This is a genomic window from Pseudomonas sp. BF-R-26, assembly GCF_019947395.1.
Classification (GTDB): Bacteria; Pseudomonadota; Gammaproteobacteria; order Pseudomonadales; family Pseudomonadaceae; genus Aquipseudomonas; species Aquipseudomonas farris.
The window spans coordinates 38,234-56,178 of the sequence record NZ_JAGYGK010000009.1; the positions used below are offsets into that span (position 1 = coordinate 38,234).

The window sequence follows — 17,945 nt, forward strand, 5'->3', positions numbered from 1 at the left end:
CTCCCACAGGGTCGGTGTCGAGTTTGAGTTTTGTGAGTTAGCCCTCCGGTTTTCGGTGGGGGGTTTGGGGGGGCCGTTGGCCCTTGACTGTTGGTTAAACATGGAGAGATCGGGATGGTATTTTCATCCAACGTGTTCCTGTTTCTGTTCTTGCCGATCTTTCTCGGCATGTACTACTTGAGCGGAATACGCTATCGCAACTTGCTGCTGCTGATCGCCAGCTACGTGTTCTACGCCTGGTGGCGTGTGGACTTCCTTGCGCTGTTCGCAGCCGTCACGCTGTGGAACTACTGGATCGGCCTGAAAGTCGGTGCGGCAGGCGTTCGGACCAAACCGGCCCAACGCTGGTTGCTCCTGGGCGTGGGCGTCGACCTGTGCATCCTCGGCTACTTCAAGTACGCCAACTTCGGCGTGGACAGCATCAACGCGATGATGACCTCGGTCGGTCTTTCGCCGTTCATTCTGACCCATGTGCTGTTGCCGATCGGGATCTCGTTCTACATCTTCGAGTCCATCAGCTACATCATCGACGTCTACCGTGGTGATACCCCGGCGACCCGCAACCTGATCGACTTTGCCGCATTCGTGGCGATCTTCCCGCACCTGATCGCGGGCCCCGTGTTGCGTTTCCGTGACCTGGCCGACCAGTTCAACAACCGCACCCACACCCTCGACAAGTTCTCCGAAGGTGCCACGCGGTTCATGCAGGGCTTCATCAAGAAGGTCTTCATCGCCGACACCCTGGCGGTGGTGGCCGACCATTGCTTCGCCTTGCAGAACCCGACCACGGGCGACGCCTGGCTTGGCGCCCTAGCCTACACCGCGCAACTGTACTTCGACTTCTCCGGCTACAGCGACATGGCGATTGGTCTGGGCTTGATGATGGGTTTCCGCTTCATGGAAAACTTCAAACAGCCGTACATCAGCCAGTCGATTACCGAGTTCTGGCGTCGCTGGCACATCAGCCTGTCGACCTGGTTGCGTGACTATCTGTACATCACCCTCGGCGGTAACCGTAAAGGTACGCTGATGACCTATCGCAACCTGTTCCTGACCATGCTGCTCGGTGGTCTGTGGCACGGTGCGAACATCACTTACATCATCTGGGGTGCCTGGCACGGCATGTGGCTGGCGATCGAAAAGGCCCTCGGCCTGAACACTTCGCCGCGCAGCATCAACCCGATCCGTTGGGCGCTGACCTTCCTGCTTGTTGTCATGGGCTGGGTGATCTTCCGCTCGGAAAACCTGCACGTTGCCGGTCGCATGTATGGCGCGATGTTCAGCTTCGGCGAATGGTCACTGTCGGAACTCAACCAGGCCAGCCTCACCGGTCTGCAAGTCGCCACTCTGGTGGTGGCCTACGTCACCCTGGCGTTCTTCGGTATCCGTGATTTCTACACCAACCGGCCGCCGGTCAAGACCAAGCCTGCCGTCAACGTCGAGGCCGATGGCCCTGCCGCGGCTACGCCTGGAATGATCAAAGCCGTACCGGGTGAAAACCCGGCCAGCATCCACGAACCGGGTTACACCGTCGGCGTTGAAGCGACTGTGCAACCGGCCTACTGGACCGCTGACTGGTCCCGTTACGTGATGCGCGCTCTGGTTCTACTGCTGTTCATCGCCTCGATTCTCAAACTCTCGGCGCAAAGCTTTTCGCCGTTCCTTTACTTCCAGTTCTGAGGGATCTGACTATGACCCGCTCATTACGCATCTTCTACATCGCCCTGTTCCTGGTGACCTTGCTGGTCCTGGGCGTGTGGTCGGTACGCAGCTTCTTCGGCTTCAGTACCAATGCCGATGCGACCGTACTCAACGGTCGCTGGAGCAAAGCCGTCGAGACGCACTACGACGACGAGTTCCCGATCAAGCGCCTGGGCACCAACCTTTGGGCCGCGCTGGATTTCAAACTGTTCAACGAAGGTCGTCCGGGCGTGGTGCTCGGTCGCGATCAGTGGCTCTACAGCGATGAAGAGTTCCACCCGATCGTCAACGAAGAGTTGAACCTGCAAGGCAACTACGCGCTGGTCGAAGGCGTGCGCCAGACCCTGAAAAAGCAAGGCGTGCAACTGGTGATGGCGATTGTCCCGGCCAAGACGCGTCTGTACCCGGAACACCTGGGTGAAGTGAAGCCGGCGAGTATCCACGCCAATCTGTACAAGGACTTCCACGCTCGTGTGGCGGCCAACAAGATCCTCGCCCCTGACCTGCTCGGCCCACTGCAAAAGGCCAAGCAAGACGGTCAGCAAGTGTTCCTGCGCACCGACACCCACTGGACCCCGGAAGGCGCGCAAATCGCCGCCGAGACCCTGGCCAAAACCATTGCCGACAAGGCACCGCTGAGCGGCGAACCGCAAAACTTCGTCACCGAACCTGCGGAGAAGGTGACGCACAAGGGCGACCTGCGGTTGTTCCTGCCGCTGGACCCGCTGTTCGAAAACCTGATGCCGGCGCAAGAGCCTTTGCAAAAGCGCAACACCGTGGCCGCCCAGGATCAGCCTGCCGGTGACGACGCCCTGTTCGCCAACACTGAAGTGCCGGTGGCCCTGATCGGTACCAGCTACAGCGCCAACCCGAACTGGAACTTCATCGGTGCGCTGAAAGAGGCACTGCACAGCGACGTGGTCAGCTACGCCGAAGACGGCCATGGCCCGATTCTGCCGATGCTCAGCTACCTGAAAAGCGACGCCTTCAAGAACAGCCCGCCACAAGTGCTGATCTGGGAGTTCCCTGAACGATATCTGCCTGTGAACAACGAAATCGGTGACGCCGACCCGCAGTGGGTCGCAGAGCTTAAACAAGCCGGCGCACGCCAACAAAACGTAGCTGCAAACACTAAATCCGAGACGCCCGACCGGGCGCAAAACTGAAAGAGAGGTACACCATGACTTTCACTACTACTCCTCGCCGTCTCGCTAAGACCTTTGCTCTCGTCGCCGGCATGAGCGTATTGTCCTTGCAAGCCTTCGCCGGTGACGGCGCGCTCTACGGCCCGACCGCACCAAAAGGCTCCAGTTTCGTGCGGGTCTTCAACGCCGGTAACGCTGAAGTCAGCGCCACTGTTGGCACCACCAACCTGAGCGAAGTCGCGCCGCTGTCCAGCACCGACTTCAGCTTCATGCCGGGTGGCGATTACAGCGCCAAGGTCGGCAGCCAGACCCTGCCGGTGAAATTGGCCGGCGACCACTATTACACCCTGGTCAACAACGCCAGCGGCGCGCCACAACTGATCGAAGAGCCGCCGTTCAAGAACAAACAGAAATCCCTGGTACGCGTACAAAACCTCAGCGACAAGGCCCTGACCCTGAAAACCGCCGATGGCAAGACCGAAGTGGTCCCGTCTGTGGCGGCCAAGGGCCGTGGCGAGCGTGAAATCAACCCGGTGAAAGTCAGCCTGGCACTGTACGACGGCGCCACCAAAGTCGGCGACGTGAAGCCGGTTGCCCTGGAACGAGGCGAAGCCGCAGTGCTGTACGTCACCGGCAAAGGCAGCAGCCTGTCGCCAGTGTGGGTTAAACGCCCGGTTTCGACGCGCTAACACATTTGCCGGATTGACCCATTTCCTTGTGGGAGCGGGCTTGCCCGCGATGCAGACAACTCGGTGCAACAAGATACACCGAGGTGATGCCATCGCAGGCAAGCCAGCTCCCACAGAGGACCGAGGCGTCAATTCGGACACGGAACAAGAACAAGAGTGAAACGACAGAACGCAGTAGCTCTAACCAAATCGATTTAAGGAGTAACAACATGATTCCGGTGATCTTGTCAGGTGGTAGCGGCTCACGTCTTTGGCCGCTTTCGCGTAAGCAATTCCCCAAGCAATTCCTCGCCCTGACCGGCGAACACACGCTGTTCCAGCAAACCCTGGAACGCCTGGTGTTCGAAGGCATGGACACTCCGATCGTGGTCTGTAACAAGGAACACCGCTTCATCGTCAACGAGCAACTGAGTGCCCGCAATCTGGACACCCAGCGCATCCTGATGGAGCCCTTCGGTCGCAACACAGCGCCGGCAGTGGCCCTGACCGCGATGATGCTGGTCAATGAAGGTCGCGACGAGTTGATGCTGGTGCTGCCGGCCGACCACGTGCTGGAAGACCAGAAAGCCCTGCAACGCGCACTGGCCCTGGCCACTGTGGCGGCCGAGCGTGGCGAGATGGTGCTGTTCGGCGTGCCGGCGACCAAACCGGAAACCGGTTACGGCTACATCAAGTCCACCAACGATGCCCTGCTGCCGGAAGGCGTCAGCCGTGTCTCGCACTTCGTCGAAAAACCCGACGTCAAACGCGCCACCGAATTCGTCCAGTCCGGTGGTTACTTCTGGAACAGCGGTATGTTCCTGTTCCGTGCCAGCCGCTTCCTCGAAGAGCTGAAAAAACACGATCCGGACATCTACGACACCTGCGTACTGACGCTGGAACGTAGCGCACAGGATGTCGACACCGTTGACATCGACGCCGCCACCTTCGCTTGCTGCCCGGACAATTCCATCGACTATTCGGTGATGGAAAAAACCCAGCGCGCCTGCGTAGTGCCGCTGACCGCAGGCTGGAGCGATGTCGGTTGCTGGTCGTCGCTGTGGGAAGTCAATGAAAAAGACGCCAACGGTAACGTCACCAAAGGCGACGTGGTCATCCAGGACAGCAAAAACTGCATGATCCACGGCAACGGCAAGCTGGTGTCGGTGATCGGCCTGGAAAACATCGTGGTCGTCGAAACCAAGGACGCCATGATGATCGTCCACAAGGACAAGGTCCAAGGCGTCAAACAGATGGTCAACACCCTCAACGAGCAGGGCCGCAGCGAAACCCAGAACCACTGCGAAGTCTATCGTCCGTGGGGCTCCTACGACTCGGTCGACATGGGCGGCCGTTTCCAGGTCAAGCGCATCTCGGTCAAGCCGGGCGCGTGCCTGTCGCTGCAAATGCACCACCACCGCGCCGAACACTGGATCGTGGTCAGCGGCACTGCTGAAGTGACCTGCGACGAAAACGTGTTCCTGCTGACTGAAAACCAGTCGACCTACATCCCGATCGCCTCGGTTCACCGTCTGCGCAACCCGGGCAAGATTCCACTCGAGATCATCGAAGTGCAATCGGGCAGCTACCTGGGTGAAGACGATATCGAGCGGTTTGAAGATATCTACGGTCGCTCTACCCCGATCGAACGCGGCGTGTCGGTGAAAACCATCGCGCAGTGATTTGACCGGTAAAAAATAAAAAGCCCCCGTCCAGCCCGCTGCGTCCCTATCCGCAGTGGGTTGGGCGGGGGCTTTTTTTGGGGCTTTTCTTGCCTCCACTGGCCTCATCGCGAGCAGACTCGCTCCCACAGGGGATTTGCGTCGTTCGCCTAATCAGCGTCCGAACTCGGTCAATGTGGGAGCGAGCCTGCTCGCGATGGGGCCTGACCAGCCACCGCTGAATGAATGCCCATCGCCAATCCCACCTACGCTTAGGTAGGATGCTCTTTCCCTTCCCGAGGTTTCGCGTCATGTTCATCGGCGTTCTGCTGGTCATCACCTGGCTGATCCTGCTGCTGCGCTACCCGTCCAAGGCCGTGCCGGTTTCCATGGCCGCCGCTGTCGGATTGGGCCTGGTGGCGGTATGGGTGTTCTGGCTGGACACCCGCGAGGTCAAGCAACTGGCGCGCCTTGAGCTGCGTATCACCTACGCGCCCGAGCACTGCCCGGCGGATCGCCCCTTGAAGCTGACGATGAACAACGGCAACGACGTTCCACTAACCGAACTGCGCTGGCGCATCGCCGCTTATGCACCGGGCGATACGGTCAATCTGGCTGACAATCAATACGCCGCACCGCGCTATCGCGGCCCAGGCGAATTGCAGGCCGGTGGCAATTGGGAAGACTGCTTGCCAATGCCGCCCCTGCGCCCCGGTTATCGCCCGCAAACCCTGGAGTTTCGCGCCGAGCGTTTGCAGGGTAGTTTCTCCGACTGATCCTCCCTTTTTTTGCACAAGGACCGCGCCATGCCCGTTGCGTTGATTACCGGTTGCTCCAGCGGCATTGGCCGCGCCCTCGCCGACGCCTTCAAAAGTGCCGGTTACGAAGTCTGGGCCAGCGCCCGCAAGGCTGAAGACGTAGCCGCTCTAACCGCCGCCGGGTTCACTGCCGTGCAACTGGACGTGAACGATGGCCCGGCCCTCGAACAACTGAGTGAGCGGATCAATCAACAGCGCGGCGGTCTTGATGTGCTGATCAACAACGCCGGCTATGGCGCCATGGGCCCCCTGCTCGATGGCGGTGTGCCGGCCATGCAACGGCAATTCGAAACCAACGTGTTTGCGATCGTCGGCGTCACTCGCGCGATGTTCCCGGTGCTGCGTCGCGCCAGGGGCCTGGTGGTGAACATCGGCAGCGTGTCCGGGGTTCTGATCACGCCGTTTGCCGGTGCTTACTGCGCCTCGAAAGCTGCGGTGCATGCCTTAAGCGATGCGTTGCGCATGGAATTGGCACCGTTCGGGGTGCGGGTCATGGAAGTTCAGCCGGGGGCTATCGCGTCCAGTTTCGCGAAAAATGCCGGCAACGAAGCTGAGCAACTGATCACCGAGCAGTCGCCATGGTGGCCTCTGCGTGAAGGTATTCGTGCACGGGCCAAGGCGTCTCAGGACAAACCGACGCCAGCCAGTGAATTTGCCGCCGGTTTATTGAAGGCCGTGCAGCAGAATAAACCGCCGCGTCTGGTGCGTTTGGGTAACGGCAGCCGGGCGTTGCCGTTGATGGCGGGGTTGCTGCCCAAGGGGTTGTTGGAGTCGGGGTTGATGAAGCGGTTCGGGTTGAAGGGGCAACTCTAAGACTGAGTCGACATCATCGCGGGCAAGTCGAATCGTCGCACCGCCGCTCCCACAAGGTTCTACTGGGTAGCATAGATAGCATTCACACCAAAGATCACTGTGGGAGCGGGCTTGCCCGCGAAGACTTCAGGACAGACGCTGCAAAATTTCAGGAAACAACATGACCGAATACACCGAATACTTTGACGAAGTGATCCAGGCCCACATAGCCATCGAACAATGGTTGGCCGAGGAGCGAGACGAGTCCGAGCTAGAGCAATTGCTGACGCGTTTTTCGCCGCAGTTTTCCATGATCTCGCCGTTGGGCCGGGTGCTGGATTTCGAGGCGTTGAATGAATTGTTTCTGCTGGCGGGCGGAAAGAAGCTCGGGTTCAGGATTGAGCTCAGCGAGTTGCGAGGTGTCGCGCTGTATGACGGTGGCGCAGTGGTGAGTTACCGCGAGCAGCAGACCGATGCGACGGGGCTGCATTCTGATCGGCGATCCTCGGTGGTGTTTGAGAAACAGGCCGATGGCAAGGTGCTTTGGCGGCATTTGCATGAGACGTTTTGCAAGGAGTGAGACCGAGTTGCGTCCATCGCGAGCAGGCTCGCTCCCACGGGGGATTTTCGTCGTTCACCGAATCAGCGTCCGAACCCCATCAATGTGTGCGAGCCTGCTCGCGATGGGCGCGACTCGGTCTAACGGTTAGTTAACAACCACCGTACACGTAATCCCCGCCGCCAACAGCACGCCCTCTGGCACTTCATCAATGTGAATCCGCACCGGCACCCGCTGCGCCAGGCGCACCCAGTTGAAGGTCGGGTTCACGTCGGCGATCAGCTCGCGGCTTTCCGGGTTGTCGCGGTCATAGATGCCCCGAGAAATGCTTTCCACATGGCCCTTGAGCACTTCGCCGCTCATCAGTTGCATATCGGCTTTATCACCCACGCGCACGCGGGGCAGTTTGGTTTCTTCGAAGAAGCCATAAACCCAGAACGAGTTCATATCGACCACGGCCATTTTCGCTTCGCCGATGCGTGCGTAGTCGCCGCGATGGACGTTGAGGTTGGTGACGTAGCCGTCCACCGCCGCGCGCACTTCGGTGCGTTTGAGGTTCAGTTCGGCGGCTTCCAGTTGCGCCTGTGCGTGCTGGTAATCGGCCAGGGCCGAGTCGGCGATGTTGGTGGCGTCGTCGCGGTTTTCCCTGGAGATCACCAGGTTGTCGAGGTCGGCGCGGCGATGGGCGTTGACCTTGCGCATCTCCCACGTGGCTTTGCGCGAGGCCACCAGCGACTGCGCCTGTTTCACCGCGATGCGGTAATGCTCGGGGTCGATGCGCATCAGCAAATCGCCCTTCTTCACTAGCTGGTTGTCGCGCACCGGCACGTCCACCACTTCACCGGTAACGTCGGCGGCGACGTTGATGATGTCGGCGCGCACCCGGCCATCGCGAGTCCAGGGTGTGTTCATGTAATGCACCCACAGGGTTCGGCCGATCCACAGGGCGAGGGCCAACACCAGTAGGGTCGCGAGCAGGCTGAAAAGCTTTTTCATCGGGGTGTTCTCAACGGTAAACAGTCAGCGCCAGGGCGCCGAACAGACAGGTAAACAGACTCAGACGCAGCAGCGCCGGGTGCCAGAAGAAGCGGTACAGATCGAACCCGGACAGGAACCTATCCAGCGCCCAGGCCAGCGCCGCCGCAATGAAAAACATCAGGGTCATGGTGGGCATGTACACGCCGTGGAAGGCGATTTCACGAGGCATGTTCAAGTCCTTGGGGCTTGGCGATGGCGTTGGCATTTATGTAACCGCCAAGTAGCGATTGCGGGTCGAGCAGCGAGGTGCGGATGAAGTGCAGGTAGCTTTTCACCCGGCGCAAGGCAGAGGTATCGAAGTGCGGTGCGAAGGGTTCGTCGGTGGCCTGCACACAGCTGATCGCGTGGTCGACCGCGACCAGAGCACGCTCCAGATTGCTCTGGCTCGGTTGCAGAAACAGTCGCACCAGCGAACGCCCCATCACCCGGATTGACTGACGCCACGGCTGGGATTCGGCGTACGCCGGGTGCACTGGCAGAATCGCCTGTTCCTTGCGCAACTCGATGATCGCGTGGCCGACTTCCAGCACCACGAACATCCAGCGCAGCAAGTCCCGTTGCACCTGCGGCTGTCCCGCTGCGAGGCCGTAGGCCTGGTGCAAAAGATCGCGAGTGCGACTTTCGAAACTCGACGCCAGGCCCTTGAGTTTGCCGCTGATGGCGTACACCACTTGCCCGCGCAAATCCTGCTCCAACCGCCGCCATAACCAACGGCTGTTGGGCGGCAGAATGATCGCCCCGGCCGCCGCGCACACCAGCATGCCCATGATCATCGCGATGTAGTCGTTGATGAAGGCGTAAGGGTTGTAAACCGTGAGGTTGTCCGGCACCGAACCGGTGCTGAAGAAGATCAGCAACCCCAGGCCAACCCCGGCGTATTGCGGCCGTGAAGTCAGGAACGCACCGACCACGATCACCGGCGCGAGCATCACGCACAGCAAGGGAAAACCGTCGATCAAGGGGAAGATGAAAAACATCTCGACGAAGCCGATCAGCGCCCCGAGCAACGTCCCGCAGGCCATCTGAAACGCCATGCGTTTGGGGTTCGGTGTCGCCGCTGAAAGGCCGACAGTAGCGGCAGCGATCAGGGTCATCGTCGCCCCACTCGGCCACGCGGTGGCGACCCAATAACTGCCGAGCACCACGAGAATGAACGCTGCACGAATGCCCGATGCCGCCGAGGCCAGCCAGTTGGTTTGCGGGGTGAAGGGCTCGTCCCAGCGTTCCCGTTCGTGGCTGTGATCGGCCAGGGACGCGTGGGTCTGTGCATAACTGTGCAGGTCGTCGACGAAGCGATAAAGCAGCTCGTAGGCGGTGTGAAAGTCCAGCTGCTCGGCGTCGCTCGGCTCACTCTCCTGAAAGGTCGCCCGCAGGCTGCGGACGCGCGCCGGCAAGTTTTCCTTATAGGTTGCCAAAGCGGTGGCCAGGCGTGCAGCGTCGGGGCTGGTCAAGGCGCGACCGCTGAAGCCGTCGAGCACTTCAGCCAGATCCTGTAACCCCGGTTTGATCGCCGCGACAACGTGATCGGTGCCGCTGCTGCGCAGGCGTTCGAGCAACTGATGCAGCGCATTGAAGCGCGTGGTAATGCCCATGAATTCGCTGTTCAAACGACTGAGCCGCCCGTTGCGCCGACGCATGTGCGGGTCTTCGAACACCGTGACGCTGCGCAGCCCTTCCAGGCCCACCGCCTCGGCGATAAACCGCACGTTGTTCGCTTCAAACGCCTCGCGCCGGCTGCGACCGCGCAGGCCATCGGTGACGAACAAGGCAAACACGCCGAAGCGCTGATACAAGGCATTGCGCATCGCGGCGCTGGCGGTTTGCGGCAGGATCGCGGCGCTCACAAGCGTCGAGCAGAGAATCCCCAGGGAGATTTCCAGCACACGCCAGACTGCCGCCATGAACGCGCCGTCGGGGTGAGCCAATGCAGGCAGCCCGACCATCGCCGCCGTATAACCGGCGAGCACAAATCCGTAGGCGCGGAAGTTGCGATAGCGCGCCGCGCCGGCCGAGCAGAGGCCAACCCAGATCGCCAGCGAGCCAAGGAACAGTTCGGTGTTCTGCGCAAACAAGGCAATCAGCGCGACCATCACCACCGAGCCGGCCAAGGTGCCGAGGAAGCGATAGAAACTCTTGGCGAACACCTGGCCGCTTTGCGGTTGCATGACGATGAACACGGTGATCATCGCCGTGCGTGGTTGCGGCAACTCCAGGCGCATGGCCAGCCACAGGGTCAGGAACGCCGCGAACAACACCTTGAAAATGTACACCCAGGTCACGCCGTCGCTGCGCGCCCAGTCGAAGAACCCCCGGCGCCATTCAAGGGAATACAGCCAGCGCAAAGGTGCGGGCAAGGGAGTCATGAAATTTTGCTCAATGAGATTCGGTTAAGACGCAGAACCTGTGGGAGCGGGCTTGCCCGCGATGGCGGTGTGTCAGGCGCCATCAATGTCGGATGTGATGACGCCATCGCGGGCAAGCCCGCTCCCACAGGTTTTGTGTTCAATTTGAGAGGCTGTTAAGAAGGGCCGGGGTTTTCGGTGCATCGGTCTGGCTGTCTTCCGGCACGTCGTTGCCCGCCCCAAGCCCACCGCCAAGCGCCGTCGCCAGCTCGGCATGAGCACTCAAGCGTGCGGCCTGAACCTGCTGTTGCACCTGTTGCTGCTTGAACAGCAACGTCTGCGCATTGAGCACATTGAGGTAATCGGTGAGCCCGCGCTGATAGGCGATCATCGCGATGTCGTAGGTCTTCTGCGCCGTGGCCACCGACTCGGCGGCGAAGGCTTGTTGCTTGTCCATCGACTCGCGGCGAATCAGCTGGTCGGAGATGTTCTTCAGCGCGTTGACCAGCGTCTGGTTGTACTTGGCCACCGCGATGTCATAACCCGCCGAGGCTTCGCCCAGCTCCGAGCGCAAGCGGCCGCCATCGAAGATCGGCAACGAAATCGCCGGGCCGACGCTGTAGTTGAGTTTCTTGCCGGTCAAAAACTCCAGCGCCCCGCCGCCGGTGGCCATGTAGCCGAGGCTGCCGACCAGATCGACGTTGGGGTAGAAGCCGGCGTGGGCAACATCGATGCCCCGCGCCTGCGCCGCCACTTGCCAGCGACTGGCGACCACGTCCGGGCGCTGGCCGAGCAGTAGCGCCGGCAAAGACGACGGCAACTTCAGCGCCGCGCCCAACGACAGCGTTGGTCGTTGCAACTGCGCGCCCTCCCCCGGCCCCTTACCCGCCAGAGCGGCGAGTTGGTTGCGGCTTAGAGCAATTTCCTCGTCCAGCGCATCGATTTGCCGATGGGTTTCCGGCAATGGTGTTTCGGCTTGGCTGACCTCGAAATGGGTGCCGATGCCGCCGTCCAGACGTTTCTGTGCCAGGTCGAGAATTTGCTGTTGCTGCTTCAAGGTCGCCGCGACGATGTCCCGTTGTGCGTAATGCAACGAGAGCTCGATGTAGGCGCGCACGATGTTGTTCTGCAATTCGAGCTGGGCCTGCCGCGCCTCGGCGGCGCTCATGTGGGCCATGTCCACGGCGCGTTCGGTGGCGTTGCTTTCGCGTCCCCAAAGGTCGAGTGCATAGCTGAAGCCCAGCGCGGCGTTGTTGTCCCAGGTGGTGGTGTTGGCCAACTCGCCGGGGCCGTAGAACTGATCGGTGGGCCAGTTGTGGCGCTTGAGAGTGGATTGGCCATTGATCTGCAATGATTCGGCGGACTCGGCAATGCCGGCCATGGACCGCGCCTGACGCACTCGCGCCGCGGCCATGGCCATGCTCGGGCTATCCTGCAGTGCGAGGTCGATCCAGCGGTTCAGTTGCGGGTCGTCGTAGGCTTGCCACCATTGAGTGGTGGGCCAATGAGCGTCTTGCGCGGCGCTCTGAATGGCGTCGTCGGTGGCCAATGAATTGGCCTCCAGTGCCTTGCCTTGCGGGGCAATACCTTCTGTGCCTATGCAGCCACTGATTGCCAGGGTTAAAGCCAAAACACTGAGCGTCTTGAGCGCTCTGTTGATGCGACGCGGCACTGCTGAAAATTCCTGAAATAGGGGGAGATCCTGTAGGAGCGGCGCAATTCTAGAGGTGGGCCTTGTTGGTGATAAGCCGGAATTCTTGTGAATCTTTGTTACCGTTAACGCGATAATCCCTTGGTCGCGTCTTTAGTCGCCTGTAAAGAATCAGCAACTTCGTGTCACAATTTGCCATTCGCCAAGAGAGCACCCCATGGACACTTTGCAAAACATGCGCGCCTTCAGTTACGTGGCCGAGGCCGGCAGCTTCACCGCCGCCGCCGTGCAACTCGACACCACCACGGCCAACGTCTCGCGCGCGGTCTCCAACCTGGAAGCCCACCTGCAAACCCGTCTGCTCAACCGCACCACCCGCCGCATCGCTCTGACCGAGGCCGGCAAGCGCTACTTATTGCGTTGCGAGCAGATCCTGGCCTACGTCGAAGAAGCCGAAGCCGAGGCCAGCGACGCCCATGCGCGCCCGGCCGGGCAACTCAAGGTGCACACCATGACCGGCATCGGTCAGCACTTCGTGATCGACGCTATCGCCCGCTACCGCAAAACCCACCCGGACGTGACCTTCGACCTGACCATGGCCAACCGCGTGCCGGATCTGCTCGACGAGGGCTACGACGTGTCCATCGTGCTCGCCAGCGAACTGCCGGACTCGGGCTTCGTCTCCCAACGTTTGGGCATCACCTACAGCATCGTTTGCGCATCGCCCGCCTATGTAAAAGCCAACGGTTGCGCACACAAACCCAGCGATTTGCTCAACCACGCCTGCCTGCGCCTGGTGAGCCCGGTCATCCCGCTGGAAAAATGGACCTTCGACGGCCCCGACGGCCAGGAAATGGTCACCATTAATAGTTCGCCGTTTTTGGTGAACTCCGCTGATGCAATGAAGACTGCAATCACCAGTGGCATGGGAGTTGGCGTTTTACCGGTGTATGCGGCGATTGAAGGGCTGCGTAACGGCACGCTGGTGCGGGTGATGCCGAACTACCGTTCGCAGGAACTGAATCTGTATGCGATTTATCCGTCGCGGCAGTATCTGGATGCGAAGATCAAGACGTGGGTCGAGTACTTGCGCGGGTCGTTGCCGGAGATATTGGCGGCGCATCAGGCGGAATTGGCGGCGTATGAGTTGAGTGGGAGTTTGGGTGGGGTTCGGTTGGCGAATTAACCCATTGCGTAGCATTGGCTTATGGCAAAGGAATGCCAAAATCATCGCTTCGATAGCCAATCAATATAAATAACCTGTCAGATCTGACAGTAGACGAAGTATCTCTTCGAATGGAAACTCCATGAGCAATTTCATTTTTCATTCGAAGGGATACGAGTATGAATATTTATTACACGGGTTCAAATAAAAACTCCAGTTCCGCCACCGGCCAACTGATCGCCAAAATTCACAACAACTTTAAGTTCACCGACTACGATGGAACACCTACTATTTTTGTCACTGATGGAGAGGTGGTTATTTTACACACCAGGCATCAAATCAGTGAAACCGAATGGAATGACATCACCATGAGGTTCCCGGCAAACATTGAAAACAAACGATACGAATTTCAATCGGACGATGTTTTACAGCCCCCTACCTTCATCGAAAGCTGGGCCGACCCCGATGGTGGATCATGGCACCGACCTTACTACCCGAAAAAGGATGTCGGGCATATCACGTTCGATTTCAACTTTAAGGTTGGAACACTCAAGGCCACCTTCAACTTTACGATCATGGACGGTATAAAAAGTCATCAAGTGATTGGCGAAATTAATGTTGAAAATCTGGAGCATATAAAACCCGAACAGCGACATCTGGAAAAGCTATTCGAGTAATCGGCAGCCTGTTGAACACTCACATGTCGTCCAGGGAGAGCCGTCGGCTCTTCCTACAGACGGGGTGATTTTTGAGGGCGTTTCCGACAAGTTTTGACGGTTGTTGCTTCGGAAGCGAAGTGGGTAGGCTTTAGGGGTCGCTGCCAAATCAGTGACCAGGCTTGGAAACCTGATATTCCCATCACAGCACATGGCATACTGCGGCGCTTTTTTCTGCACGCAATTCCTTGTTATGGCGGCTGTGCGCGGGAGACCTTCGGGTCTGCCGGGTTTGATGGGATTTCCGGTTTTCCAGACCGCGCATGGCTGCCACCCTTCGCTTGGAAACGAAAATAGCAGCTCTATAATCCTGTCATAGAGTAATTCCCATGATCAAAGAAACACCGAATCCCCCGGAAACCGACGACGTTTCCCCCTACGAATCCCCCAATTCCAAAAAACTCAACGAAGCCGCTGAACGCGCGTTGAATCACTACCTCAATCCCGCGGCCCTCAAATCACCGACCATCCGCAAACCCAGTACGATGTATATGCTCGCACCGGCGATCAAGGACGAAGACCTGTTGGCCCACACCTGTGAGTCGTTGGCCCAGGCCAGTGTGATGGCCAGCAATTTTGCGACCTATCTGGAAGGCCCGCATCGGAATACGGCCATGGCGATTCAGCAGATCGTCATGCTGGCTGAGCTGGCGGTGAACCGGATGCTGGATAACCTCAACGTACCAAATTCCGCGCCACACAGCTGATCCCCTTGTAGGAGCGAACTGTGGCGAGGGGGCTTGCCCCCGTTTGAGTGCGTAGCACTCACACGATTTTTGGTACATCAGAGATTTTGGGGCTGCTTCGCAACCCAACGGGGGCAAGCCCCCTCGCCACAGGTCGCTCCTACAGTTTTGGATGCCGTACACCCGGCAATTCGAGCGCTCGCATAATGTCCGGGAAGAATGTTAGCGTGCTTGGCATTCTCCAAGCCCGACGAGCCGCCTCCAATGAAAAAAACCGTCCTCGCCTTCAGCCGTATCACCCCACCGATGATCGAACGTCTGCAACAAGACTTCGACGTGATCGTGCCGAACCCGAAAAACGGCGACATCAACGCCCAGTTCAATGAAGCCCTGCCCCACGCCCACGGCCTGATCGGCGTCGGTCGCAAACTCGGTCGCGCGCAACTGGAAAACGCCAGCAAACTGGAAGTTGTCTCCAGCGTCTCGGTCGGCTACGACAACTACGACCTCGCCTACTTCAACGAACGCGGGATCATGCTCACCAACACCCCCGACGTCCTCACCGAAAGCACCGCCGACCTGGCCTTCGCCTTGCTCATGAGCAGCGCCCGCCGCGTCGCCGAGCTGGATGTATGGACCAAGGCCGGCCAATGGCAAGCCACCGTCGGCGCGCCGTTGTTCGGCAGCGATGTGCATGGCAAAACCTTAGGGATTGTCGGCATGGGTAACATCGGCGCGGCCATCGCCCGTCGCGGTCGGCTGGGCTTCAACATGCCGATTATCTACAGCGGCAACAGCCGCAAGACCGAACTGGAACAGGAGCTCGGTGCGCAGTTCCGCAGCCTCGACCAGCTGCTGGCCGAAGCCGATTTCGTCTGCCTGGTGGTGCCGCTCAGCGAAAAAACCAGACACTTGATCAGCCACCGCGAACTGGCGCTGATGAAACCGAGCGCCATTCTGGTGAACATCGCCCGCGGCCCCGTAGTGGACGAACCGGCGCTGATCGAAGCGCTGCAAAACAACCGGATTCGCGGCGCCGGCCTGGACGTCTACGAGAAAGAACCGCTGGCCGAATCGCCATTGTTCCAACTGAAAAACGCCGTGACCTTGCCGCACATCGGCTCGGCGACTCACGAAACCCGTGAGGCCATGGCCAACCGTGCCTTGGCCAACTTGCGCAGTGCCTTGTTGGGTGAGCGGCCGCAAGATCTGGTGAACCCACAAGTGTGGAAAGGCTGACTAAATAAGGGCAGGCGGTTCAAACGCCTGCCCGCGATGTTTCCCGATGCCCCAATCAAACTACAAATAATAAATCGCGCACAAACATCACACACTTTGAAATTCAGTCATACGCCAAAAAACCAGTCAACACTATAGACTCTCCTTACTTACCCGGCCGTAACGGGAACCCACCAAGGAGCACAACTATCTTGCACCCTCTAAACACCGACCAAATTATCAGAATCAGCAAAACAGCCCTTATGTTTTTTGTGAGCCTATTTGGTTTACTCATGATGTATAGCAACTTCACCGACTATGCTACCAACTACGAATACGTCGGGCACGTCCTGAGCATGGACACCACTCGAGAGAGCCTTAAATATAGTAATCGAGCCATCACCTCCCCCATGCTCCACCACCGGATCTACTGGATCATCATCACACTTGAAGTCATTTACACCGTCTTTTGCCTCATGGGCACTTATCAACTACTGAGAAATATTAACAAGGACGCTGAGCTATTCCATGAGGCAAAGAAGTTCGCACTCCTCGGATTACTGATCGCTATTTTCATTTATTACGTAGGCCTGCAAGTTGTCGGCGTTGAGTGGTTCAACATGGACCTTTCGGAAAAATGGAACTATAAGGACTGGGCGCGACATATCGTCGATTTCATATTTCCACTGCTGATCTATATTGCAGTTCGGATCGAGCGCTGAACGTGATCCGAACCGATCTTCAGCGCGTCAGGCCAACTTACCGTTACCTTGCATCACCGGGGCCTTGGGTTTACGGAACACCAGCACATTCCCCAACATCACCAGCACCAGCCCCACCAGTGCCGGCGCCGTCCATTGATAGCCTTCGACAAACGCCGACACGTTCAGCGCCACCACCGGAAAGAGTACGGTGCAATACGCCGCCCGTTCCGGCCCCATGCGTCCGACCAGCGTCAGGTAGGCGGTGAAGCCGATCACCGAACCCGGGATCACCAGGTACAGCAACGAGCCGATATAGCGGGCATTCCATTCCATGTCGAACGGGATGCCTTTGACCAGGCACCACGCCGACAACATCGCCGCGCCGTAAGCCATGCCCCAGGCGTTGGTGGTCAGGGGTTTCAGGCCAGCCTTCTGTTGCAGACTCGACAGCATATTGCCGGCCGAGAAACACAAGGTGCCGAGCAACGCCAGACCCAAACCGAGCAAGGTTTCGGGGCTGGCGGTATGACCGGCCAGCTCTGGCCAGAACAACAGGCCCAATCCGAGCAACCCCAGTGCGCCGCCCATCAGCACGTTACGGGCAATTTTCTGGCCGAAGAACACCCGCGCATTGAAGGCGTTCCACAGTGTGGCGGTGGAAAACACCACGGCGACCAGACCGCTGGGGATCCATTGGCTGGCGGTGAGGAAGCACATGAAGTTGATGCAGAACAAACACAGACCCTGAGCCAGGCAAATCAGGTGCCCGCGACGGTTCATCACTTGCAGACGCCGGCTCAGCAGCAACATCACGAACAGCACCAGCGCAGCGAGGCCGAAGCGATAAACGATCGACACCGGAATCGCTACCACGCCCAGTTGCCATTTCAAGGCAATCCAGGTGGTACCCCAGATCAGCACGGTCAGCAGGTATAACGAGAGGTTCATGGCCAGGCTCCTGAATAGGCCTTCAGTGTCCGGCGCGCAATCCTTTTGCACTTGCATAAACTTGCGCTTTTGTCGGCCGGCGGGCTGGCAGGTCAACGTCTACGGAGTAGGATGCAAAGCGTTGGAGAGAACC

The 17,945-nt window shown here is 59.0% G+C and carries 17 protein-coding genes; 12 read left to right on the top strand and 5 right to left on the bottom strand.

What is annotated here, in order from left to right:
• The first annotated feature begins 114 nt into the window (after window positions 1-114).
• The 7 genes from KGB18_RS14890 (at window position 115) to KGB18_RS14920 (ending at window position 7,365) form a co-directional block, all read left to right on the top strand.
• A complete protein-coding gene (locus KGB18_RS14890; RefSeq protein ID WP_223570166.1) occupies window positions 115-1,680 on the top strand; it encodes an MBOAT family O-acyltransferase in 1,566 nt (521 codons plus the stop codon).
• Between the two features lie 11 nt (window positions 1,681-1,691).
• Window positions 1,692-2,867 carry an alginate O-acetyltransferase gene (locus KGB18_RS14895; RefSeq protein ID WP_223570167.1) on the top strand — a complete coding sequence of 392 codons (1,176 nt, stop codon included), beginning with the start codon at window positions 1,692-1,694 and terminating at the stop codon, window positions 2,865-2,867.
• A 14-nt stretch (window positions 2,868-2,881) separates the two neighbouring features.
• A complete protein-coding gene (locus KGB18_RS14900) occupies window positions 2,882-3,535 on the top strand; it encodes an alginate O-acetyltransferase AlgF (protein ID WP_123719948.1) in 654 nt (217 codons plus the stop codon).
• A gap of 209 nt (window positions 3,536-3,744) precedes the next feature.
• The gene (locus KGB18_RS14905) at window positions 3,745-5,196 is read left to right on the top strand and encodes a mannose-1-phosphate guanylyltransferase/mannose-6-phosphate isomerase (protein WP_123719949.1); all 1,452 of its coding nucleotides are present in this window, start codon (window positions 3,745-3,747) and stop codon (window positions 5,194-5,196) included.
• Between the two features lie 290 nt (window positions 5,197-5,486).
• Window positions 5,487-5,951, top strand: coding sequence for a hypothetical protein (locus KGB18_RS14910; RefSeq protein ID WP_008070465.1), 465 nt, complete (start codon window positions 5,487-5,489; stop codon window positions 5,949-5,951).
• A gap of 30 nt (window positions 5,952-5,981) precedes the next feature.
• On the top strand, window positions 5,982-6,806 hold the full coding sequence (locus tag KGB18_RS14915; RefSeq protein WP_123719950.1) for an SDR family oxidoreductase: 825 nt from the start codon (window positions 5,982-5,984) through the stop codon (window positions 6,804-6,806).
• Window positions 6,807-6,966: 160 nt separating this feature from the next.
• A complete protein-coding gene (locus tag KGB18_RS14920) occupies window positions 6,967-7,365 on the top strand; it encodes a DUF4440 domain-containing protein (protein WP_123719951.1) in 399 nt (132 codons plus the stop codon).
• A gap of 126 nt (window positions 7,366-7,491) precedes the next feature.
• On the opposite strand, the gene KGB18_RS14925 is transcribed toward KGB18_RS14920, so the two are convergent.
• The 4 genes from KGB18_RS14925 to KGB18_RS14940 form a co-directional block, all read right to left on the bottom strand.
• Window positions 7,492-8,340, bottom strand: coding sequence for an HlyD family secretion protein (locus KGB18_RS14925; protein ID WP_123719952.1), 849 nt, complete (start codon window positions 8,338-8,340; stop codon window positions 7,492-7,494).
• A gap of 10 nt (window positions 8,341-8,350) precedes the next feature.
• Complete coding sequence (locus tag KGB18_RS14930) at window positions 8,351-8,551, bottom strand: DUF1656 domain-containing protein (RefSeq protein ID WP_007896379.1); 201 nt, start codon at window positions 8,549-8,551, stop codon at window positions 8,351-8,353.
• Window positions 8,541-10,745, bottom strand: coding sequence for an FUSC family protein (locus KGB18_RS14935; protein ID WP_223570168.1), 2,205 nt, complete (start codon window positions 10,743-10,745; stop codon window positions 8,541-8,543). Before KGB18_RS14935 ends, KGB18_RS14930 begins: the two co-directional genes overlap by 11 nt.
• Window positions 10,746-10,884: 139 nt before the next feature.
• On the bottom strand, window positions 10,885-12,396 hold the full coding sequence (locus KGB18_RS14940; RefSeq protein WP_223570169.1) for an efflux transporter outer membrane subunit: 1,512 nt from the start codon (window positions 12,394-12,396) through the stop codon (window positions 10,885-10,887).
• Between the two features lie 196 nt (window positions 12,397-12,592).
• Between KGB18_RS14940 and KGB18_RS14945 the strand changes: the two genes are divergently transcribed.
• The 5 genes from KGB18_RS14945 (at window position 12,593) to KGB18_RS14965 (ending at window position 16,882) form a co-directional block, all read left to right on the top strand.
• Complete coding sequence (locus KGB18_RS14945; protein ID WP_123719955.1) at window positions 12,593-13,561, top strand: LysR family transcriptional regulator; 969 nt, start codon at window positions 12,593-12,595, stop codon at window positions 13,559-13,561.
• Window positions 13,562-13,719: 158 nt separating this feature from the next.
• Entirely contained in the window at window positions 13,720-14,217 is a 498-nt protein-coding gene (locus KGB18_RS14950; protein ID WP_223570170.1) for a hypothetical protein, read from the top strand.
• Window positions 14,218-14,585: 368 nt separating this feature from the next.
• Window positions 14,586-14,963 carry a DUF6124 family protein gene (locus KGB18_RS14955; RefSeq protein WP_123719957.1) on the top strand — a complete coding sequence of 126 codons (378 nt, stop codon included), beginning with the start codon at window positions 14,586-14,588 and terminating at the stop codon, window positions 14,961-14,963.
• Between the two features lie 243 nt (window positions 14,964-15,206).
• Window positions 15,207-16,181 carry a 2-hydroxyacid dehydrogenase gene (locus KGB18_RS14960; RefSeq protein WP_223570171.1) on the top strand — a complete coding sequence of 325 codons (975 nt, stop codon included), beginning with the start codon at window positions 15,207-15,209 and terminating at the stop codon, window positions 16,179-16,181.
• Between the two features lie 191 nt (window positions 16,182-16,372).
• Window positions 16,373-16,882: a DUF2165 family protein gene (locus KGB18_RS14965; RefSeq protein ID WP_123719959.1), complete on the top strand. Its 510-nt coding sequence runs from the start codon at window positions 16,373-16,375 to the stop codon at window positions 16,880-16,882.
• Window positions 16,883-16,909: 27 nt separating this feature from the next.
• Here the strand turns inward: KGB18_RS14965 and KGB18_RS14970 are convergent, their stop codons facing one another.
• Entirely contained in the window at window positions 16,910-17,812 is a 903-nt protein-coding gene (locus KGB18_RS14970; protein WP_123719960.1) for a DMT family transporter, read from the bottom strand.
• Window positions 17,813-17,945: the final 133 nt, after the last annotated feature.